We start from the raw sequence: 20,110 nt of genomic DNA, 5'->3' as shown, positions 1-20,110 counted from the left end.
CTGGGGCAGTCTGTTTACACCAAAAGAATGCTTACATTTACACGATTGGTTTGATTAATCTTATATTGGAAACTAACACAATAAACACTTATCACTAGTATGGAAGAAAAACATCTTTTCCCGGAAATTCCCTTCAACTATGCTTTATGCCTTAAACGGGAGTGCCCCAAAGCCTCTACTTGTTTGCGACAGTTGGCAGAACAGGATATTTCGGACAGTGTCGAGCGTTGGATGATTATTAGTCCCAAATACCAGGTTACACTGGAGGGGGAGTGTCCGTATTATCGTCCTGACGTGAAAGTAATTTATGCCAAAGGCTTTAAACGTTTGTTGGATAACTTGCCTTATGCACAGATGAGAAGCGTCATCTCTCGTTTGAGAAATCTTTTCAGTGAAAGAACTTACTATCGGGTTCGTAAAGGAGAACGTCTACTTTCTCCTGCCGAACAAAAAGAGATTCAGCGCATTCTGGTACGATGTGGAATTGACGAACCACCGAAGTTTGATGCTTATGTAGAAGATTATGCATGGTAGTAACGGGGAAAGGCTTTTGCCATAGGCTTGGCAGGCCACTGCCATCGTAGTGGCAGAGCTCTGCCATGCCTTTGGCAGACTCTTGCCATCACTATGGCAAAACATTTCCATCAGCATGGCAAGATATTGTCATTTGCTGGACTGATTCGTTAGCGACCTACCTGACGTTGCTGCTCGGCATTGTATCGGTCCCCGACAACGGGAATAGCGGCTACTGCATCCTCCAGTTCTTTCCATTCTTCGGGTGAAGGAATAAATTCTTGCGTGCGCAGGTTCTCTTCCAGGTGCGCAAGTTTCGTTGTTCCGGGGATGGGGACGATCCACGGTGCTTTCTGGAGCAACCAGCCGAGTGCCACTTGTGCCGAAGTCATGCCTCGTGTGCGGCCGAAGGCTTGGAGCACATTCACGATACGGGTATTCGCGCGCATCGCTTCCGGTTGAAAGCGTGGCAAGGTTTGGCGGTTGTCGTTGTTCACATCGAAAACCGTGTATTCGTTGATGCAGCCGCCCAAAAATCCTCGGTTCAGCGGGCTGTACGGAACAAAACCGATCCCCAACTCCCGACAGGTATCGAGCACTCCGTTTTCCTCTACCAGCCGGTGCATCAGATGATACTCGCTTTGGATAGCCGTCAGCGGGCAAACAGCGTGAGCTTTGCGGATAGTCTCGGCGCTGACCTCGCACATGCCCCAGTGTTGTACCTTGCCCTCTTTCATCAGGTCGGCAATAGTCGATGCCACTTCTTCCGCCGGAGTATCCGGATCAGAGCGATGCTGGTAAAACATGGGAAGCGAATCGAGCCGGAGGCGACGGAGCGACTCTTCGCAATAGCGACGAATAGTCTCCGGTCGGCTGTTCTGACGCCCCGTGGCTTTCCCGTCGATAACTTCATGTCCGAATTTAGTCGTTACGTTGATCTGGTTTTTAAATTCGGACAGTGCTTCTCCGGCTAGATTTTCGTTAGTCAGCGGTCCATAGATGATAGCCGTGTCGAAGAGTGTTACACCCCGATCCACCGCTTCATGCAACAATCGGATGCACTGTTTTTTGTCTGGATGCTGGCTGCGGTTGTAGGTCATACCCATCACGCCAAAACCGAGTGCCGATACCTCGAAAGCTGCCTTCCCTGTACCCAATATGCGATGTCCCTTAATATGTGCGGCATCACTGTCGTTATTGGAAACTGCCGTCTGTTTTGTTTCCGCTGCAAAGACTTTATCCAGTCCGGTGGGCATGGTCAATGCTGCTCCTGTCAAGGTTGCCGTCTTGAGAAATCCGCGACGGCTGATATTTGTTTTATTGTTCTTTTCCATGATTTTATATATTTATGATTTAATGAATAGAAAATGCACCATCTACCAAAAGGGCATGTCCGTCTATGAAACTTGCCTGTGGTGAGCAAAGCCAAAGCACAGCATTAGCTATTTCTTCCGGTTTGCCGAGTCGTCCGGCTGGAATATCACGCACCAATTCCTTTTCCAAATCAGGATTGCGTCGTATCAGCTCTTCAGCCATAGGCGTTCGGATTACTCCCGGACAGATGGCATTGATACGAATCCCTTTTGCCGCGTAGTCGATGGCCGCCGTGCGGGTCAGACCGATTACTGCATGTTTGCAGGCGATATAGGCCGCTTGTCCGGGGAAACCCGTGACACCGCCTTGCGATGAGGTGTTGACAATCGCTCCACCGCCTTGTTTCAGCATTTGGATAATCTCGTAACGCATACAATTCCATACACCTTTCAGATCGACAGCTACCGTACGGTCGAACTCTTCGTCAGTAATCTCAGCCATCGGTCGTTGCGGAGTCTGTATGCCTGCATTGTTCAAAGCTGCATCCAATCGCCCGTAAGTCGCCACAATCCAGTCGATCATCTCTTTTACAGCTTGCGTGTCGGATACGTCGCAACGATATGCTACGGCTTTATAACCCTCTGAAATTAACTTTCCAACTTGTTCTTTCGGCTCATTGATGTCTACCAATACTACGGTTGCACCTGCTTTTGCGAATGCTTCGGCCGAGGCTAACCCGATACCTGCTGCTGCACCCGTTACCATTGCTACTTTTCCATTCATCGTTTTCATGATTTTTTGTTTTAATGTTCTGTTGGCAAAGGTAAAAAGAGAGCCTCGTAACGACTTTGCTGCGAGGCTCAAAAGGCTTTGTTATAAAGTTCACTTTGTTAAAGTGGTGTTTTACGAAATATATATATTATTTTACCATGATGGGGCAACCCCATACGTTTCCTTATATATTTTGGAGAAATGAGACAGGTTTTTGAAACCCACATCTAAACAGGCTTCCGTCACTTTTTTTCTGCCTGATTTTATCAAATCATGTGCAGCCTCCAGACGACGTCTGATAATCCATTTCTGTGGTGTCAGGTCACTGACTTTGGCGAAGTCACGTTTGAAAGTCGCCAGGCTGCGTCCTGTATAACTTGCAATTTCATCCATCGAAAGGTCGCACATATAATTCTCATTCAGATAGTCGAGAATGTCTATTTTCCACGGTTCCACAAAATCGAACAATGAGGCGTAAAGATTCCTGTCGGTGTTGAGTAGTACATATACCCCCTCGATCATTTTTAGTTTCAGTACATCTTCAGACGGTTTTTCGCCTGCATCGAAATAGGGAATGACTGATTCGAACAGTGAGCGAATGTCTGGTCTGTTGCTTGGCAATACATGCAGACTTACTTTTTCACGTTTAGAATCAGTCGGAATTTGTTGCCGGTTAAGAGTCTGATAAAATTCTCTCAGAAAAGGTCTTGAGAATTTCAACACGACAGAACGGTACGGTTTCCCATCCTCGACCTTTTTCTGCAACCACATCCGGTTATCGCGCCGCATAAAAGCACACTCCCCCGGATGCAAAACGGTTTTCTTTCCGCGCTCCTCTATTTCCAGTTCACCGGAACATAGATAAATAAGCGTATGTTCCCTGTTTTCGTGGGCACATCCCCGGTCGTCAGTGAAATAGCTTGCTATAAGCACATTCGAGCAATCGAATACATCTAATTGTTCCATATATTTATTGTTTGTTCTGTTCGAGTTTGTTATACTCTTCATCCGTCACCGGTTCGAGCCATTCATTGGAAGTATTATCTCCGGGGACTTCGAATGCTAAATGGGCGAACCAACTGTCGGCTGCAGCTCCGTGCCAATGCTTGACGTTAGCAGGGATATGAATCACCGTACCAGGCAGAATTTCCACTGCGGGCTTGCCTTCTTCCTGATACCACCCGCGTCCGGCTACGCCGATGAGCATCTGTCCACCGCCGCTCTTTGCGCGGTGTACGTGCCAGTTGTTGCGGCAACGAGGTTCAAAAGTAACATTGGCTATCGAAACTTGCTCGCGTGAAATGGGAGCAAGGTAGCTGTTACCGATGAAGTACTGTGCATATGCGGTATTGGGTTCGCCGATGGGGAAAATCATTTCGTGCTGGAAAGCTGCCTTGGCGTCTTCGCCGGCAGAGTCTTCCGCCCATACGCCTTTGGCCAGATTGAACGCCGCCCACGCTTTGGGCCAACCGGCATAGAAACCGATGTGGGTGATGATTTCGGCAATCTCGGTGCGGGTAATACCGTTTTTCTTTGCTGACTGAAGATGGTAAACGAGCGAATTGTCGGTGATACCCTGGCTAATGAGGGAGGTGATGGTTACTAAACTGCGGTCGCGCAGACCTAGCTTGTCGGTGCGGCTCCATACTTCTCCGAAAAGGACATCGTCGTTGAGTTCTGCAAATTTGGGGGCGAACTCACCTAATTGGGTGCGTCCTGCTGTCTGTACTATTTTTTCTTGTGCCATGACATTGAGTGTTAAAATGGTGAATACTGAAATTAAAAGAATCTTGTTCATTGCTATTTCATTTATTGGATGAAGTTATTTGTTTTTATTGATGCAAAGTTACCAAGACTTGTAGAAGTTGTTGTAACGATAAGTGGGAAGTTTGTACCAATTTTACTGATTTTGATGTGCTCAATGTATTAATTTATTGGGGATTTGAAATAAAGCACTAATTTTATGCCGAGTTATTTGACGGTATAGCACCACAAAATTACAATCGCTTAAGTCAAATCGATAAAACATAAAATAATAAATCAGGAGGACATAAATGAATAGTGATTATAAAGTAGGTGATTTAATTTATGATGCAAATATTTATGATGGCATGAATACCGGCCTGACTGATTTGCAATTTTATAAACGATGGCTGCCGAAAGGTAAGGAGGCCCGAATACTCGAACTTTGTTGTGGTACAGGCAGACTTACTGTTCCAATAGCACAGGACGGGTATGATATTACCGGGATTGATTATACTTCTTCAATGCTTGACCAGGCAAAGATTAAAGCATCCGAAGCAGGATTGGAAATTCCTTTTATTGAAGCAGATATCAGGACTTTGAATTTACAGGAAAAATACGACTCAGATAAATCGAATCGAATGGCATTACTTTATCAATGGCAAGTTTAATTCGATTCAAAATCTGGATATGAGAATGTTTTTCCCGCAAGAATTGGATTCATATTTGGAATGGAACGGTTTTAATATTATTCATAAGTACGGAGGATTTGACGGGGAAGCATTTAATGATGATTCGGAAAAACAGATATTCGTTTGCCGGTGTTAGTTCAGATATGTATCGATGTGTCACGTTATAGTCTGAAAATTTCAGAAACCTGCTTTACCTTTAAATAATAAAGCAGGTTGTTATGGTTATATATGTTACGCAAGGAACGGAGTTATTCTTTTTTTCTGAATGGTTGTATTTTCAGATAGGTAGCCGAACGCCAAAACCATTCTAAAGGACCGTATAGGAAGTATTTTAACCAATGTTTACTGAATATCGCTTGAATAATATATACAGCCAAACCTAATACAAAGACCTCTGTTGTTCCCCAACTGCCAAATACGGCTCCTAAGCCCCACATAGAGAACATAGTTCCTCCCACAATACTTTGTGCTACGTAGTTTGTCAATCCCATACGACCATAAGGAATAATCGTATTCAGGTATTTTCCTATCCCGTTTGTTTGACATAGGATAATGAATCCTAATGCCAAGGCCCCGGAAAACAAGACAGACTGTATATCTTTGAGTGCCATAGATACCAACATGAAAGGAGACAGTTCAACTCCAGACATGAGCATCCTGAATGTAACTTCTTGTAATGGGATCAGGCTGACAAGAAAGCAAGCAAGGGTAAATACGGCAAAAAGCAGTACGTTTCTTCTTTTATGAGTTTCCACTTCCTCAAAAAAGCGTAAACGTCCTACGATCAGTCCCAAAATGAAAAGAGCCATCGTAACATATCCGCGTCCGTTCAATCCGAATTGATAATTTAGTTTACCTACAAATCCGGTGGTTAAGTTTCTTTTTGCCGATTTAAGGAACGACGGCCTTTTCGTTATCAGGTTGGGAGCGGTCTGCCTGTTTCTGTTCGATTCGTTAGATATTGATTGTTGCGGAATATTTTCCGTTTGTTCGGTTTTTACTGTGCGCTCATAATTTGTTGCTATGATACGGGGCGTACCTATCAACAGAAGTATGGCTATGACAATCAATATCCAGTTTTTAAGAGGGAACAGCAGTACCATGATAACTCCAAAAGCAGCATATATAGGTAAAATATCGGCTGTGAAAAAACTGTTTCCAACGATACCTATCGCAAAAAGGATAACCATGCGCCAGATAAAACGTTTTCTGAAATCGATACCTTTTTTTGCTCCTCGGTCCATTTGTATGAAAAAACTTAATCCGAAAAGGAAGGCGAAAATGTTAATAAATTTGCCCATTATTACATGTTGCGAGAGCCATTGGATGGCAGTGTCCAGTATTGGGAATTGCGGCTCCGAGGCCGGTGCACCGGAAAAGACTCCAAAATGTTGCAGCATATGCATGAGTATAACACCTAGTAATGCAAATCCTCTCAATGCATCCAAAACATGGATTCGACTTTGTGGGGCTGAAATTGTTTTACTTTGTTCCATTTTCTATTTATTGTTTGATAACGATTCACCTATGTCTGTAAATCGTTTTTGCAAAGATAGAGTGTGTACAGGCTTCCCATCCTATACGAATTACGGTTTTAAGTACCAATATTACAGATTGTCTGTCCGGTTACCGTGGATCTCAATATTGGCGAGTTGCGCCTCGATCCGGTTTTACGTGAACCGGGTGGTTGGCAACCATATTTTCTACACAAAAGAAGGGCAGAGGAAATATGATGTAATCATCGCTGATTCTTAAATAATTGTTAGCTTTGTAGACAGTTAGAGAGTAATATAAATTTATTCGATATCTGATAATAATTATAAACCTAATTAGTAGAACATTGTGAACAAACTATTTTGCCAGAGTTGTGGTATGCCACTTGAAAATGACAAGGTAATTGGAACAAACGCGGATAACAGTAAAAATAACGACTATTGTATTTACTGCTATAAGGATGGAACTTTTACACAAGATGTGACTATGAATGAAATGATAGAGATCAGCTTACGACATATGAAAGAATTGTTTAAAGGCGACCCTGCTTTTGATGAAAAAGCTGCGCTCGATAACATGAACTTCTTTTTCCCACAATTAAAAAGATGGAGTAAATAATACGTATGTCACGGGAGAAAATCTTAATAAGAACTTCATGGGTAAGTACGATAGGCAACGCGATACTGTCCGTTTCTAAAATTGTTGTCGGCTTGTTGTCGGGGAGCTTGGCTGTAATAGGGGATGGTATTGATTCGGCAACCGATGTGGTTATATCTGTTGTCATGATCTTTACGGCACGTTTGATGAACAAGCCGCCTTCCAAGAAGTATGTGTTTGGTTATGAGAAAGCTGAGAGCATTGCTACAAAGGTGCTTTCGTTAGTGATCTTTTATGCAGGCGCACAGATGTTGGTGTCGTCGGTTGAAAGTATCTTTTCGGACGAGACGAAAGAAATTCCATCGGCTATTGCCATCTATGTTACTATCTTTTCTATTGTCGGTAAACTTTTGTTGTCTGCTTATCAATATAAACAAGGAAAGAAAATCAACAGCTCTATGCTGACTGCGAATGCTGTCAATATGCGTAATGATGTGGTTATTTCATGCGGTGTCCTGTTGGGGTTGATATTTACATTTATATTTAAGTTGCCTATACTCGATTCGATTACAGGGTTGGTGATCAGTCTTTTTATTATCAAATCGTCTATCGGTATCTTTATGGATTCCAATGTCGAACTGATGGATGGGGTGAAAGATGTCAATGTATATAATAAGATATTTGAAGCTGTAGAGAAAGTTCCCGGTGCAGGTAATCCGCATCGTGTCCGGTCGAGAATGGTTGGTAATCTGTATCTGATCACGCTCGATATAGAAGTAGACCCGCAAATGACCTTAATGCGTGCTCATGAGATTGCCGATGAAGTGGAGAAGAGTATAGAAGACTCGATAGATAATATATATGATATTCTAGTTCATGTGGAACCTGCCGGAAAATGCCAGACGGATGAGAAATTTGGTATCGACAGAGACATGGTGAATTAGATGTGGTAGAAACATGAATAAGCACCTATTATGAGATATTGTCCGAATATCCTCAGATTCCTATTTTTATCCTGAATGAAGTCAATCAGAGTCCCGATACCTGGATGAAGCAGATCTGATCGTCCCGGCAAACAGTGAGTATTTTCCGGCATGGGGAACATCCCGACTCCTTCTTTATGGATGAAACCGGGGAAATATTGAAGCGACCGATAAAAATCATACGATCTTGCGTATCGATGAAATAGCCGGTCCGAGTTCTGTCAGGTTGCGTATGCGTTCTCTGATCGAGTCTTTGGAGGTGATAATACCTGATCCGTTAACAGGAATGAAGACATTCCAGGGCTATGCCATTGCCTATAAGAAAGAGGACAGGCAAAAGACGATACTCGCTCCCTGGTTTGCTGATTTTATCTCGCCTTTCATTCCGGTTCTCGGAGAACTGGCAGGTTATAAGATTGTCAATTTACCTAAGTCCAATGCGGTCTTTGCGGAGGCCGGACTTGTCTACGGGCATAATGAAGTCTGTTATCCTTCCACATTGGTTTTGGGGGATATTATAACGGCGTTGCAATCGGGTAAATATGACCTGTACGATGTTGTGGTTGCCATTACACAAACAGGTGGTCAGTGCTGGGCTACGAATTATCTGGCACAGATCAAGTCCGGTTTGATGAACGCAGGATTTTCCAATATTCCGGTGTTGGTGTTTGCTGCCGGAGAGGTTTTCCAGAACGATCAGAAGGCTTTAAACTGCCGGTTCTTAAATTGATGGATATTGTCGTTTATATGCTTCTCTATGCGGATGCATTGCAGCAGATGTATAGTAGTACGATCGTCCGGGAAAAGAAGAAAGGGGAGATGTAGCATTTGTTTGATTTCTATATCGACAGGGGAGTGGAGGCGATCCGCAGGAACGATCATAAAGCGTTGCTTTCCTTGTTGGAACAGGCTGTGGCCGACTTTAACGGAGTTGACATCTACGACCGTGAGTTTACGAAGATTGGCCTAGTAGGAGAGATCTATGTGAAATACAATAGCTATGGACAGACTCATATCACCGAATGGCTTCGTTCTTGGAATATGGAAGTGGTTACGCCTCCGCTCATTGATTTCGTGATGCAGTATTTCGTAAATTCCCAGGCTAACATAAAGAATGGTTTGCAGAAGTATAACCTCTTTAAGCATTGCCAATCATATTGTAGCGAAAGGTATCGAGAAACGGTTGAGGAAGTTCTGTCTGGAGATGAACCTACTGTATCTGTATGTTGATGGCGGCATGGCGGAGGTGAATTTGCAGAACAGGTTACATTTCCTGATTAATGATTAAGGGCGATATAATTATTATTCACAAATAAAGTGCAAGTATAATCTAAATGCCAATGTTGATGGATATCACACTTGGAAACTTATAAATGATATTCAGGAGGTAGCTATGAAAGTGGCTTCGAGCATGAAATGAAAATTTCTGCAAAAAAACTGTTGTAATATTTGCATAATAAAAAACAACCCCCTATCTTTGCACCCGCATTACAGAAGTAACGCACCGGATGATTCGCTAGCTCAGCAGGTAGAGCACATCCCTTTTAAGGATGGGGTCCTGGGTTCGAACCCCAGGCGGATCACTGAAAATAAAAGAAAAATCAAGCAAATCCCTGATAATCAAGTATTATCGGGGATTTCTTTTTTCTAGCAGGTAGCAGAAAATAGCCGTTTCAAGCATATTATCGGTGGATAAATCGTGGGACTAAAATTTAGTCGAAAAAAGTCCCACGAATTTGCATCTTTCTCGCTGATTCATAGCATTTTGCGTAGCACTACTTTGGAAGAGAATACATAGTTTTGTAACTCTAAAAACGATGTAAAAATGGCTAGAAAATCATTTTCTGTTTTGTTCTTCATCAAGAAAGGCAAATTATTAAAGAACGGAGAAGCACCCGTGTGCATGAGAATTACCGTAAACGGCTGTATGGTAGACATTTCTATCAAAAGAAGCTGCCCTGTAAACTTATGGAATCAGGCAAAAGAAAACTCAAAAGGCAAAGACCGCATGTCGGTGGAGCTGAACCACTACTTAGAAATCACACGTTCACGCATACACCAAATTTATAGGGAACTGGAAACTTCCGACAAGGTTATCAATGTTGATCTGGTAAGAAAGTTGTTTTATGGTGTGGATGAAGATAACAAAACACTATTGCAGGTATTCAGGGAGCATAACGAACAAAGTCGTAAGTTGATCGGCAAAGACTTCGTTAGTAAGACCGTGCAGCGGTATGAAACCACTACCCGGTATTTAGAGGAATTTATCAAGAAGGAATATCAATTATCGGATATTCCGCTGAATAACTTAGAAGCTAACTTTATTTCTAAGTTTGATGCTTTCTTGAAGATTGAAAAGGGTTGTGCGCAGAATTCGGCTATCACCCGATTGAAGAACTTGAAGAAGATTATTCGTATTGCTTTGGAAAACGACTGGATTAAGAAAGATCCATTCGCCTACTACCGCTTCAAGTTGGAGGAAACCGATCCTGAATTCCTGACAATGGACGAGATTAAAATCATTCTCGCCAAAGAGTTTACTATTATGCGAGTAGAACAGGTACGGGACATTTTTGTCTTTTGCATTTTTACAGGTTTGGCGTTCAGTGACGTGAAAGATTTATCTCCTGAACACTTAGTAAGGGACAATAAAGGGGAACTTTGGATAAGGAAGAACCGTCAAAAGACAAAAATCATGTGTAATATACCTGTGCTACCTGTGGCAACTTCTATAATTGAAAAGTATAAAAATGTGGCAGAATGTACCGGAAAACTATTGCCAGTATTGAGCAATCAGCGCATGAACAGCTATTTGAAAGAGATTGCCGATGTATGCGGGTTGCAGAAAAATCTGTGCACACATTCAGCCCGACATTCCTTTGCCACCTCTATATGCCTAGCGAATGGCGTGAGTATGGAAAATGTTGCTAAGATGTTAGGACACGCAGATACAAGCGTAACCAAACACTATGCACGAGTACTGGATCAGAATATTTTCAAGGATATGCAAAAAGTAAATAGCTGTCTGTCGGAATTGGCTATATAATAAAGGCAGTAGCCCATATAGAAAAAGGATTGGGAAGAATGAATTTCATTTTCTCAATCCTTTTTCTTTTAAAGTAAGTTTTCCAGAACTCAATATGAAACATTGACAAAGGTAAGTTCCGTATTTAGCCTGTTCAAGTCCAAGCCTTCGGTTTAGATAAAAATCTTCCTCTCATTGCATTTCGAGCGTATTTTTATCTAAAGACTTGCACAGACTAAATACTTCACTGGAAAAGTCAATGATTCAAATTAAATTCCGAAAAACAATGTTTTCGAGGGTGGTAGGTTATTCCTTCCAGCTTTCAAAGTAGTGCTTTTGCAATAGCTTATCAATATCACTTTGCCGATAGATGATTTTACCTTTTATCTGGATAAAGGGGATTAGCCCTGTATCTCGCCATTCTTGCAGGGTTCGCAGACTGACATTCAGTTTCTTGGAAACTTCATTATTAGAAAGAAAGCGTTCCCCGTTCAAGTGGGGCGTGTAATGCTTGACTATAGATTCAATGCCATTCAGCATCGAATCGAGCGAAGAAATAAATTCTTTGACTTGTGGGGTATCTTTATTTATTAGTTCCATGATTGAAAGATTGTTTTATTGAAATATTGATTTCAAGATTGCTAGATGGCTAATCAGGTAGATGATTAGCTGGTTGATAGATTAGTTACGCAGATAGTCACCCAGCGATGAAATGCTAAGTACGTCTTTTGGCGAATCATAATCTATATAAAGCCGTTTGGATGCAATGGCAATAAAATACTGGCTACCATCTTGCTGTATCTCATAAATAGCGGGTGAAGCCTGTTTAGTAATTTCCGATACATATATAATAGAAAGAAGATACTCTTTATCGTTCCGATAGATGATAACTGTAGGATTCAGATTAACACTTTCCCATGTGCCGACAATAGAAAACAGGTTGAAGGACGGATAATCTTCTTTAGTTCTTTTCATAAGGCATGATTTGTTTGGATGATTGATTTTGTGTTTCACTGTCTGCAATAATTCTTTCAATATCGGAAGACTTATAATAAATCTTGCTCCCAATTTGAGAATAAGTTAGTCGCCCACTACTTCGGTAATATTGCAGCGTTCGCTTGCTAAAGCCTAACAACAGGCACACTTCCTGACTATCCAGCCAGTTTTCTACTTTCTGAGTATGAGTGCTGCACAAACTTTCTATCCGTTTGGCAAACTCTGTGAGCCTCTCGCAGATATACGAGAATGTTCTTTTTTCGATGGTTACTACTTCCATACATTTAATTTTTAATGGTTTATAAAACGTGTTGATTCTATTTTCATCGGCAAATGAAAGAAGAATCAAGAGCCGTTTTCAAAACTGTCCGAGAGTGGTATCAACAGGTTGTTGGTGGCATAGAACGCAACAATAGAAAAATTCCGAATCTAATGTGTTACAGCTTTCTATGTTTACACAATTAATTTAGTCGTCATACTTCCAACCATAGCAACATGATAAAAAAGAATAATAAGCTTCTCTCCTACTTAAAATTTCTCAAAGAACATCATTGAGAAATAAATAATTGCTTCTTTTGCTATGCTGAACAGAAACTCGACAAGATGAACCGAAGTATTGATATAAAAACAATTGAAGCCTTGAGGTCAGGTAACCACAAGGCGTTTGAGATTATATTCATTATCTACTACAATAAAATAAAGACGTTCATTTTCAATTATATAAAATCCGAACTAGATGCAGAGGAACTGGCAGAAGATATATTTGCAAATATTTGGTTTAATCGTCAATCTATTGATACTGGCAAATCCTTTGAATCTTTCCTGCATACAATTGCCAGAAATGCTGCTCTCAACTTTTTAAAGCATAAGTATGTACACGATGCTTATGTACATAGCTTAATAAATTGGGAATGTACAACACCTACCTCTGAAGAAAATCTAATAGCGAAAGAGTTAGGTTTACTGATAGATGATGTTGTTGAGAAAATGCCTAGTCAGCGAAGAAGAATTTACCAGTTGAGCCGTAAAGACGGATTGAGCAATGAAGAAATATCAACGAAATTAAATACTACCAAAAGAAATGTCGAAAGCCAACTAAGCCTTGCTTTAAAGGATATTAGAAAAGTTATTTCTCTCTTTTTCATCTCTATCATCTAATTTTTCAAAAAAACAGCTATCTTTTCACTGAGATTCTTACCACTTGCTTGTATATATAGTAAAATGCAACAAAATGGAGAAAAAGAATACAAGCAGAATAATTAGAGAATACCTATCCAATCGATTCTCGCCTGAGATGGAGGAGCGAATCCAAAAATGGATAATACAGGAAAATGGTAGTGCTGAAAAAGAAAAAGCTTCTTTTGAATATTGGAATGAACTAAATATAGAAGCTAATTCAGATACATACTCAGCCTTAAAACGCACTAACAAAAAGATTGGATATTTGAAAACATCATTCTTTTCTAAAACTGCTCGAATTGCAGCAGTACTTATTCCATTATTCTTCATCATTGGTGGATATTTATACTATACATCTAATCAAAATCGTTTGATTGAAATATCTACTGCATATGGTGAAACAAAGCAAATATTACTACCCGATAGCTCTGAGATATGGATTAACGCAGGAACAACAGTGAAATATCTCAAAACTTTCTCCTCTAAAGAAAGAGTTGTACAACTAGATGGGGAGGCTTACTTTGCTGTCAAAAAAGATTCCTCAAAACCGTTTATTGTACAAACGAATCAACTATCCGTAAAAGTGCTAGGTACAAAATTCAATGTAAAATCATACTCAACTGACAAAAATATTACGACCACTTTGACAACAGGAAAGGTGGAAGTAAGTACTCTTTCAAAAGATTCTAGGGTACTAAAGCCCAATGAGCAGCTAACTTATAATAAAAGCATCTCTAAAATAGAAATTGTAGAAATTCCAGCAGCAGAGACTGCTAATTGGATTACAGGTAATCTGATATTCATAAATGTTTCATTTGCAGAAATAGTACGGACACTAGAAAGGAAGTTTGATATAGCAATCGAATATAGAGATAGCACCTATGCTTCCAAATTATACACTGTAAAATTCTTAAAAGGAGAAAATCAAAATGAGGTGCTTAAAATACTAGGAGATATAGTTGGATTTACTTATGAAGTAAAAAACGACAAAGTAATAATACATTAAGAACGTTTTGCCTATGAATAAAAAAAGAACTGGGAAGCAGCTTGAGACCCTCAACCCAGTTCTGAAAAGTCAAATATCATCAAACCGTGAAGTTAAATGAATAATCAACATACAAATATACAAAAATGAATCAATTTATCAGTAACAATCAATCATATAAGATTGCTATAATTCTATTCTTTGCATTTCTTCCATATATGGTTATTGCTCAAAGTAAAGAAAATAAGATAACGATACAAGATAAAAATATCTCATTAAGAGCTCTTTTTGAACAAATAGAGAAGCAAACGACATACAGTATAGCCTATGAACAATCGGCTTTGGATCTAAGTAAAAGAATCTCTCTTTCTTTAAAGAATACAGATATAAATACTGTATTGAAAATAGCTTTGAAAGAAACTAAGCATACCTATAAGATAAACGGGTATCACATCATCATTTATCCTATATCGATAGAGAAGCAAACTATAAAGACAAAAAAAGTCACACAAATAATAAAAGGAAGCATTATAGATGCCATATCTGGACAACCTGTGTACTCTGCCTTAATTAGTGTTGTCGATAATCCTGAATTAACTGCCGTCAGCGATAGTCTTGGGCGTTTCACAATAAAGAACGTTTCAATAGGCAGATACAATATTAAAACAAGCTGCTTAGGTTATGAACCTCATGCCATTAATGAATTGGTAGTCACTTCAGCTAAAGAAGTCATTTTGAATATTTCCCTTAAAGAGGATATACATTTATTATCCGAAGTAGTAATACGCCCCAATACAAATAAGGAAGTGGCATTAAATCCAATGGCATTAACCGGAGGACGAGTTTTAACAACTGAAGAAGCAAGTCGTTTTGCTGGTGGCTTTGATGATCCGGCACGTTTGGTCTCCTCTTTTGCCGGAGTAGCAGGAGGAATAAACACAAATGCTCTTGTAGTAAGAGGAAACTCTCCACAATATTCTCAATGGCGTATGGAAGGTGTAGAAATATCTAATCCTACACATTATGCAGATATGACAGGATTAGGAGGAGGTTTATTGAGTGGTTTGAGTTCTAATGTATTGGGAAATTCGGATTTCTTCAATGGTGCTTTCTCCGCAGAGTACAATAATGCGCTAGCAGGTATATTTGATATGTCCATGCGAACGGGAAATAGCCAAAATTACGAACATGCTTTTCAACTAGGTGTTTGGGGGCTTGATTTAGCCTCAGAAGGTCCTATTAATAAAAAGAATAATAGTTCCTATTTATTTAACTATAGATACTCTTTCTCTGGGCTATCAGATGCTATTAGTGGAACTGATGAGGGGCTTAATTATCAAGACTTAGCTTTTAAATTCAATTTCCCTACAAAGAAAGCTGGAATTTTTACAGTATGGGGGCTGGGATTATTGGACAAAGTTTTGCAGAAAAATGAAGAAAATCCAGAGAATTGGGAATATACATCTGATAAGCAAAAATCAGATAATACGTTTACTAAAGGAATGTTTGGAATTGGGCATAAAATATATTGTAGAGAAAATTCGTACATTAAAACATCTTTAGCTACAACTTATACAAAAGTTCATGCTATAATTGATCAAGCAGACGATAAAATGTTTTTTCATCGGATGGCAGATATGAAAAACAGCAATACAGATATAATTCTAAACTCTTATCTACACAGCAAAATAAGCAAAAAACATTTTAATCGTACTGGGTTTACAATCACTCGAATGAGCTATGATCTTGATTTTAACATAAGTGATGATTTTGGTTTGTATAAGCCTATGCACCAAATAGCAGATGGAAGTCATACCGATTTTACATTCTCGGCATTCACTAGTTCTGTTTTTAGCCTTCATAAAAACATAGATGCCAGTATTGGTTTAACTGGACAGTATTTTGGTTTAAACAATCATTGGACTTTAGAACCACGTTTTAGCATAAAGTGGAAACTACAAAAAAATCAAACACTATCTTTTGCGTATGGTCTCAATAGTACACGCAGTCGATTAGATTATTACTATGTTCAAACCCCTAAAACAGGAAATAAGCTAGTTAATAAAGATCTGGATTTTAGTAAAGCACATCATTTTTCGCTATCCTATGGAAATAGGATAACAGATAATCTTTATCTGAAAATAGAACCGTACTTTCAATATTTGTACTCAATACCAGTAGAACCAAACTCTTCATTCTCCATTTTAAATTACAATGGCTACGGACTAGACAAAATGCTCATTAATAATGGAAAAGGGCGTAACTATGGACTTGATATTACATTAGAGCGTTATTTGAGAAATGGCTGGTATGCTTTACTTACAGGATCACTATTTAAATCCGAGTATATGGGAGGAGACAATGTTTGGAGAAATACGAGAATGGATCAACGCTTTATCACAAATGGCTTAGTTGGAAAAGAGTGGATATTTGGCAAAAAGAAGAATAAAGTATTCAGTGCCAATATACGCTTAACATATCAAGGTGGCTATCGTTATACTCCAATCGACAACGAAAAGTCACAAATAGAACACGGAATTAAAGAAGATGAAGCACATGCGTACAGTTTAAAACTACCCAATTCATTTACTACAGATTTAACTCTCCGTCTTCGGGTTAATAAGAAAAAAATAGCTCATGAGTTTTCATTTATGATTCTAAATGCCAATGGTTTCAAACAGACAGGATACGCATACAATATTGCAACAAACGCTATTGAGGAAAAACGCTATGCGCCAATTATTCCAAGCATAAGTTGGAAAATATATTTTTAAACTCTTATCAGAAAGAGTACGATAGCACTAAAATCATTCGCAACTACAAATCAGCGTCAATATATAATGTATAAACGACTAATTTAATGCTTATGAATGATTTATTACAAATGAGGATATTTGGACTATTGTCTAAAGCCTCACAGGAAGTTACTAATGAAGAAATGCGAGATGCCTATGGTGAATTTGTTGAACAAATTAGAACCGTGAGTAATAAAAATGACTATTCAACTACTTATCGGATTCTTGTAGCTACCCGTATTGAGATAGCTTCACTTGAAACAGCACCTCTTTACGGACAGGGGGAAAAATGCGCTTAAAAAGCTGTTCTTACAAAAGACACTGGCTATTGTCAATTCAGAACTAGAACTGTTCAATCTGAAAATCCAATATCCAAGTTCGTTTCAGAACCGAAATAACAACTTGCCATCCTCGCCATTGTATCTAACAGATGAAACCTATCTCGTTAAAATCATGGAACTGGTTAGTGGATTATTTCTTACGAAAAGAGTAGTTACTTATACTGGAAAAGAATCACCACTAACGGAAATTGGTAGAACCTTTGAATGGCTTTTCAACATCAAGTTGGGGGACATTCATAAAAAACACGAGAATGTAATTTGCCGGAAAGCCAATAAACGCACGGAGTTTTTGGATTTACTTCGCAAAGCCATTATCGAAGAAAGTGAAAAGAAAGGCTATTTATAAATCAGACACTTATCAATAATTGTTAGGGGTGTAGTATATCTACTCCCCTAACTTATTTGCATTGTTCTTCCGAAATTTGCTTCATCAATCGATTGAAAATAATAATGTTGAACTTAAAATTGAAGTAAAATGTATATAGACAACGAAAACTTCGAGAAGTGGATGGAGAAGCTATCCAAGAAACTCACCGAAATCGGGCAAGACTTGAAATCTCTTGTCAATACCGATACTGTATTCGATGAAAACGAAAGGCTGTTGGATAATCAAGACTTAGCCTTTCTGTTGAAAGCATCTTTCAGAACCCTACAACGCTATCGGGCAAAAGGTGCACTTCCCTACTTTACCATTGGACGGAAAACATACTACAGAGCAAGTGATATTCGGGCTTTTGTCCGTGAATATGCCGATTCTCAGACCTACAAACAGTTTGAAAAAGCCAATCAGTTAGCAAATCAGCCCTGATAGCAAAAAGTAGCAGAGGAAAGAAGCCTATGTTCAGGCTATTCCTTTGTGCCACCACCCCGATTTAGCACAAACTGCCTCACCTATCGGTTCAGCCCGTTTCGCTAAATCGAGCAAGAGGGAACTGGACTTTGTCCTGTTCTCCCTCTTGCCCTGCGGGGCAAAGCCTTCGGCTTTAGCGTGTTACCAGAACACGCTGTAATGACACCTGTAATAAGCATTTTCTTTGCAACGCTTATTATCAGGTATTTATCTATTCATATTTCTATAAAAAAGTAATTATCATGCCCAATAGCAGTCGAAAAACGATATTCACTACCATTTCCATAGACAAGGAAACGGCAACTTTGGTAGAAAAGATATGCAAACGCTATTCACTGAAAAAGAGCGAAGTTGTAAAGTTGGCTTTCGGATATATAGATAAGGCGCATATCAACCCATCCGAAGCACCTGAATCCGTAAAATCGGAACTGGCGAAAATAAATAAGAGGCAGGATGATATTATCCGTTTCATTCGTCACTATGAGGAAGAGCAACTGAATCCGATGATACGGGCAACAAATTCTATCGCTTTGCGTTTTGATGTTATCGGCAAAACTTTAGAAACTCTTATTCTCTCTCAACTGGAAGCCAGTCAGGAGAGACAAACAGCCATACTAAAAAAGTTAAGTGAGCAGTTCTGTAATCATGCAGATGTGATAAACAACCAGTCCAAACAGATTAACGCACTTTACCAAATACATCAACGGGATTATAAAAAGCTACTTCAACTGATACAACTCCATTCGGAACTGTCCGCTTGTGGTGTGATGGATAGCAAAAGGAAAGAAAACCTGAAAGCTGAAATCAGCAATCTGATAAATTTATAGGATTATGCACATAGACTTTGCTCCACCATCAAACGGAACGTATAATAATGCTGGAAGTAGCCGACAGCTAGCTAATTATCTTGAACATGAAGATTTAGAACGAATGGAAAAGGGCTTCTATACCGAAGGCTTTTTCAATCTGGCAGATGATAATATCTATAAATCAACCGTTATAAAAGATTTAGATAGTAATATAGGGCAACTCCTAAAAACGGATGCTAAGTTTTATGCCATCCATGTCAGCCCATCGGAAAGTGAGCTTCGGACGATGGGCAATACAGAACAAGAACAAGCCGAAGCCATGAAACGCTATATCCGTGAGGTATTTATCCCCGAATATGCTAATAATTTCAATAGGGAGTTATCCGCAAGTGATATAAAGTTTTACGGTAAGATCCATTTTGACCGTAACCGTTCCGATAACGAACTGAATATGCACTGCCATTTGATAGTGAGCCGGAAAGACCAAGCGAATAAAAAAAAGCTATCGCCACTAACCAATCATAAGAACACTAAGAAAGGAACGGTAACGGGAGGTTTTGACCGTGTAAACCTGTTCCAAGATGTGGAACAGGGATTTGACAAACTGTTTGGTTATAATCGTCAATTGACTGAATCGTTTGATTACCGCAACACAATGAAGAACGATTCAACATTCAGACAACTTAAATTGCAGGAACAAGAGCTCCAAGCCAATGGGAGAAAAGCAAAAATCAATCAGGCTAAAAATCAAAAAAACAAGTATTGTGTCAATTTTGATAACAAAGAAACAAACAATCAGCTTTTCAAGGAAGATATCCATATTATCACCAATCAAGAAAATAAGCTTCCTATTAATACACCTTTCAATCAAGAAAACAATCAAACATCCAATTCTTTCTTTTCATTTACTTCATTGATTATGGACTCACCATCCTATATTGAAGAACATATGCCAAAAATCGAGAAGAAAAAAAAGAAGAGATATAGACTGTAATTTTAAGGTTATAAAGAAACAAATAAAAT

22 protein-coding genes, 1 tRNA gene and 1 pseudogene are annotated in these 20,110 nt (G+C 39.4%); 16 read left to right on the top strand and 8 right to left on the bottom strand.

The window, feature by feature from the left end:
* Positions 1-99: 99 nt before the first annotated feature.
* The gene (locus M1P97_RS06605) at positions 100-534 is read left to right on the top strand and encodes a DUF6078 family protein (RefSeq protein ID WP_249388692.1); all 435 of its coding nucleotides are present in this window, start codon (positions 100-102) and stop codon (positions 532-534) included.
* Between the two features lie 149 nt (positions 535-683).
* Here the strand turns inward: M1P97_RS06605 and M1P97_RS06600 are convergent, their stop codons facing one another.
* The 4 genes from M1P97_RS06600 to M1P97_RS06585 form a co-directional block, all read right to left on the bottom strand.
* A complete protein-coding gene (locus tag M1P97_RS06600) occupies positions 684-1,847 on the bottom strand; it encodes an aldo/keto reductase (protein ID WP_195373647.1) in 1,164 nt (387 codons plus the stop codon).
* A gap of 19 nt (positions 1,848-1,866) precedes the next feature.
* On the bottom strand, positions 1,867-2,619 hold the full coding sequence (locus tag M1P97_RS06595) for an SDR family NAD(P)-dependent oxidoreductase (protein ID WP_195373649.1): 753 nt from the start codon (positions 2,617-2,619) through the stop codon (positions 1,867-1,869).
* Positions 2,620-2,751: 132 nt separating this feature from the next.
* A complete protein-coding gene (locus M1P97_RS06590; RefSeq protein ID WP_195373651.1) occupies positions 2,752-3,564 on the bottom strand; it encodes a helix-turn-helix transcriptional regulator in 813 nt (270 codons plus the stop codon).
* Between the two features lie 4 nt (positions 3,565-3,568).
* On the bottom strand, positions 3,569-4,396 hold the full coding sequence (locus tag M1P97_RS06585) for a carboxymuconolactone decarboxylase family protein (RefSeq protein WP_195373661.1): 828 nt from the start codon (positions 4,394-4,396) through the stop codon (positions 3,569-3,571).
* A 256-nt stretch (positions 4,397-4,652) separates the two neighbouring features.
* On the opposite strand from M1P97_RS06585, the pseudogene M1P97_RS06580 reads away from it, so the two are divergent.
* Positions 4,653-5,169, top strand: a pseudogene (locus M1P97_RS06580) (class I SAM-dependent methyltransferase).
* Between the two features lie 112 nt (positions 5,170-5,281).
* On the opposite strand, the gene M1P97_RS06575 reads toward M1P97_RS06580, so the two are convergent.
* A complete protein-coding gene (locus tag M1P97_RS06575; protein WP_249388691.1) occupies positions 5,282-6,529 on the bottom strand; it encodes a DUF418 domain-containing protein in 1,248 nt (415 codons plus the stop codon).
* 346 nt (positions 6,530-6,875) lie between these two features.
* On the opposite strand from M1P97_RS06575, the gene M1P97_RS06570 reads away from it, so the two are divergent.
* From M1P97_RS06570 to M1P97_RS06545, 6 genes are all read left to right on the top strand, one after another.
* Positions 6,876-7,145 (top strand): zinc ribbon domain-containing protein, encoded by a 270-nt coding sequence (locus tag M1P97_RS06570; protein WP_249388690.1) that lies wholly within the window; start codon positions 6,876-6,878, stop codon positions 7,143-7,145.
* A gap of 5 nt (positions 7,146-7,150) precedes the next feature.
* Positions 7,151-8,068: a cation diffusion facilitator family transporter gene (locus M1P97_RS06565; protein ID WP_195373669.1), complete on the top strand. Its 918-nt coding sequence runs from the start codon at positions 7,151-7,153 to the stop codon at positions 8,066-8,068.
* Between the two features lie 226 nt (positions 8,069-8,294).
* A complete protein-coding gene (locus M1P97_RS06560; protein ID WP_249388689.1) occupies positions 8,295-8,837 on the top strand; it encodes a 2-hydroxyacyl-CoA dehydratase in 543 nt (180 codons plus the stop codon).
* A gap of 98 nt (positions 8,838-8,935) precedes the next feature.
* A complete protein-coding gene (locus M1P97_RS06555) occupies positions 8,936-9,337 on the top strand; it encodes a hypothetical protein (RefSeq protein WP_249388688.1) in 402 nt (133 codons plus the stop codon).
* A 280-nt stretch (positions 9,338-9,617) separates the two neighbouring features.
* A tRNA-Lys gene (locus M1P97_RS06550) sits at positions 9,618-9,690 on the top strand.
* Between the two features lie 242 nt (positions 9,691-9,932).
* Positions 9,933-11,153, top strand: coding sequence for a site-specific integrase (locus M1P97_RS06545; protein ID WP_249388687.1), 1,221 nt, complete (start codon positions 9,933-9,935; stop codon positions 11,151-11,153).
* A 285-nt stretch (positions 11,154-11,438) separates the two neighbouring features.
* On the opposite strand, the gene M1P97_RS06540 is transcribed toward M1P97_RS06545, so the two are convergent.
* The 3 genes from M1P97_RS06540 to M1P97_RS06530 all read right to left on the bottom strand — a co-directional run bounded on the left by M1P97_RS06540 (position 11,439) and on the right by M1P97_RS06530 (position 12,408).
* Complete coding sequence (locus tag M1P97_RS06540) at positions 11,439-11,732, bottom strand: helix-turn-helix domain-containing protein (protein ID WP_249388686.1); 294 nt, start codon at positions 11,730-11,732, stop codon at positions 11,439-11,441.
* Between the two features lie 81 nt (positions 11,733-11,813).
* Positions 11,814-12,107: a DUF3876 domain-containing protein gene (locus tag M1P97_RS06535; protein WP_195373224.1), complete on the bottom strand. Its 294-nt coding sequence runs from the start codon at positions 12,105-12,107 to the stop codon at positions 11,814-11,816.
* Positions 12,094-12,408: a helix-turn-helix domain-containing protein gene (locus M1P97_RS06530; RefSeq protein ID WP_195373223.1), complete on the bottom strand. Its 315-nt coding sequence runs from the start codon at positions 12,406-12,408 to the stop codon at positions 12,094-12,096. The genes M1P97_RS06535 and M1P97_RS06530 overlap by 14 nt, the downstream gene beginning before the upstream one ends.
* A gap of 323 nt (positions 12,409-12,731) precedes the next feature.
* Between M1P97_RS06530 and M1P97_RS06525 the strand changes: the two genes are divergently transcribed.
* The 8 genes from M1P97_RS06525 (at position 12,732) to M1P97_RS06490 (ending at position 20,081) form a co-directional block, all read left to right on the top strand.
* Positions 12,732-13,286 (top strand): RNA polymerase sigma-70 factor, encoded by a 555-nt coding sequence (locus tag M1P97_RS06525; RefSeq protein ID WP_249388685.1) that lies wholly within the window; start codon positions 12,732-12,734, stop codon positions 13,284-13,286.
* A gap of 73 nt (positions 13,287-13,359) precedes the next feature.
* The gene (locus M1P97_RS06520) at positions 13,360-14,313 is read left to right on the top strand and encodes a FecR family protein (RefSeq protein WP_249388684.1); all 954 of its coding nucleotides are present in this window, start codon (positions 13,360-13,362) and stop codon (positions 14,311-14,313) included.
* A 125-nt stretch (positions 14,314-14,438) separates the two neighbouring features.
* The gene (locus M1P97_RS06515; RefSeq protein ID WP_249388683.1) at positions 14,439-17,066 is read left to right on the top strand and encodes a carboxypeptidase regulatory-like domain-containing protein; all 2,628 of its coding nucleotides are present in this window, start codon (positions 14,439-14,441) and stop codon (positions 17,064-17,066) included.
* Positions 17,067-17,158: 92 nt separating this feature from the next.
* Complete coding sequence (locus tag M1P97_RS06510; RefSeq protein WP_195373219.1) at positions 17,159-17,386, top strand: hypothetical protein; 228 nt, start codon at positions 17,159-17,161, stop codon at positions 17,384-17,386.
* A gap of 4 nt (positions 17,387-17,390) precedes the next feature.
* A complete protein-coding gene (locus tag M1P97_RS06505) occupies positions 17,391-17,774 on the top strand; it encodes an RteC domain-containing protein (protein ID WP_249388750.1) in 384 nt (127 codons plus the stop codon).
* 129 nt (positions 17,775-17,903) lie between these two features.
* Positions 17,904-18,236, top strand: coding sequence for a helix-turn-helix domain-containing protein (locus M1P97_RS06500; RefSeq protein ID WP_249388682.1), 333 nt, complete (start codon positions 17,904-17,906; stop codon positions 18,234-18,236).
* A gap of 284 nt (positions 18,237-18,520) precedes the next feature.
* Positions 18,521-19,105 carry a BfmA/BtgA family mobilization protein gene (locus M1P97_RS06495; protein WP_249388681.1) on the top strand — a complete coding sequence of 195 codons (585 nt, stop codon included), beginning with the start codon at positions 18,521-18,523 and terminating at the stop codon, positions 19,103-19,105.
* Positions 19,106-19,109: 4 nt separating this feature from the next.
* Positions 19,110-20,081: a DUF5712 family protein gene (locus M1P97_RS06490; protein WP_249388680.1), complete on the top strand. Its 972-nt coding sequence runs from the start codon at positions 19,110-19,112 to the stop codon at positions 20,079-20,081.
* Positions 20,082-20,110: the final 29 nt, after the last annotated feature.

The sequence above is a fragment of the Parabacteroides leei genome (assembly GCF_023369805.1).
Taxonomy (GTDB): domain Bacteria; phylum Bacteroidota; class Bacteroidia; order Bacteroidales; family Tannerellaceae; genus Parabacteroides; species Parabacteroides leei.
This window is presented reverse-complemented; position numbering and strand designations above follow the sequence as displayed.

What these genes read in the sequence shown, in the direction of transcription:
- M1P97_RS06605 (WP_249388692.1), top strand. Translation starts at nt 100, where the DNA reads ATGGAAGAAAAACATCTTTTCCCGGAAATTCCCTTCAACTATGCTTTA.
- M1P97_RS06600 (WP_195373647.1), bottom strand. Translation starts at nt 1,847, where the DNA reads ATGGAAAAGAACAATAAAACAAATATCAGCCGTCGCGGATTTCTCAAG.
- M1P97_RS06595 (WP_195373649.1), bottom strand. Translation starts at nt 2,619, where the DNA reads ATGAAAACGATGAATGGAAAAGTAGCAATGGTAACGGGTGCAGCAGCA.
- M1P97_RS06590 (WP_195373651.1), bottom strand. Translation starts at nt 3,564, where the DNA reads ATGGAACAATTAGATGTATTCGATTGCTCGAATGTGCTTATAGCAAGC.
- M1P97_RS06585 (WP_195373661.1), bottom strand. Translation starts at nt 4,396, where the DNA reads ATGAACAAGATTCTTTTAATTTCAGTATTCACCATTTTAACACTCAAT.
- M1P97_RS06575 (WP_249388691.1), bottom strand. Translation starts at nt 6,529, where the DNA reads ATGGAACAAAGTAAAACAATTTCAGCCCCACAAAGTCGAATCCATGTT.
- M1P97_RS06565 (WP_195373669.1), top strand. Translation starts at nt 7,151, where the DNA reads ATGTCACGGGAGAAAATCTTAATAAGAACTTCATGGGTAAGTACGATA.
- M1P97_RS06545 (WP_249388687.1), top strand. Translation starts at nt 9,933, where the DNA reads ATGGCTAGAAAATCATTTTCTGTTTTGTTCTTCATCAAGAAAGGCAAA.
- M1P97_RS06540 (WP_249388686.1), bottom strand. Translation starts at nt 11,732, where the DNA reads ATGGAACTAATAAATAAAGATACCCCACAAGTCAAAGAATTTATTTCT.
- M1P97_RS06535 (WP_195373224.1), bottom strand. Translation starts at nt 12,107, where the DNA reads ATGAAAAGAACTAAAGAAGATTATCCGTCCTTCAACCTGTTTTCTATT.
- M1P97_RS06530 (WP_195373223.1), bottom strand. Translation starts at nt 12,408, where the DNA reads ATGGAAGTAGTAACCATCGAAAAAAGAACATTCTCGTATATCTGCGAG.
- M1P97_RS06525 (WP_249388685.1), top strand. Translation starts at nt 12,732, where the DNA reads ATGAACCGAAGTATTGATATAAAAACAATTGAAGCCTTGAGGTCAGGT.
- M1P97_RS06520 (WP_249388684.1), top strand. Translation starts at nt 13,360, where the DNA reads ATGGAGAAAAAGAATACAAGCAGAATAATTAGAGAATACCTATCCAAT.
- M1P97_RS06515 (WP_249388683.1), top strand. Translation starts at nt 14,439, where the DNA reads ATGAATCAATTTATCAGTAACAATCAATCATATAAGATTGCTATAATT.
- M1P97_RS06510 (WP_195373219.1), top strand. Translation starts at nt 17,159, where the DNA reads ATGAATGATTTATTACAAATGAGGATATTTGGACTATTGTCTAAAGCC.
- M1P97_RS06500 (WP_249388682.1), top strand. Translation starts at nt 17,904, where the DNA reads ATGTATATAGACAACGAAAACTTCGAGAAGTGGATGGAGAAGCTATCC.
- M1P97_RS06495 (WP_249388681.1), top strand. Translation starts at nt 18,521, where the DNA reads ATGCCCAATAGCAGTCGAAAAACGATATTCACTACCATTTCCATAGAC.
- M1P97_RS06490 (WP_249388680.1), top strand. Translation starts at nt 19,110, where the DNA reads ATGCACATAGACTTTGCTCCACCATCAAACGGAACGTATAATAATGCT.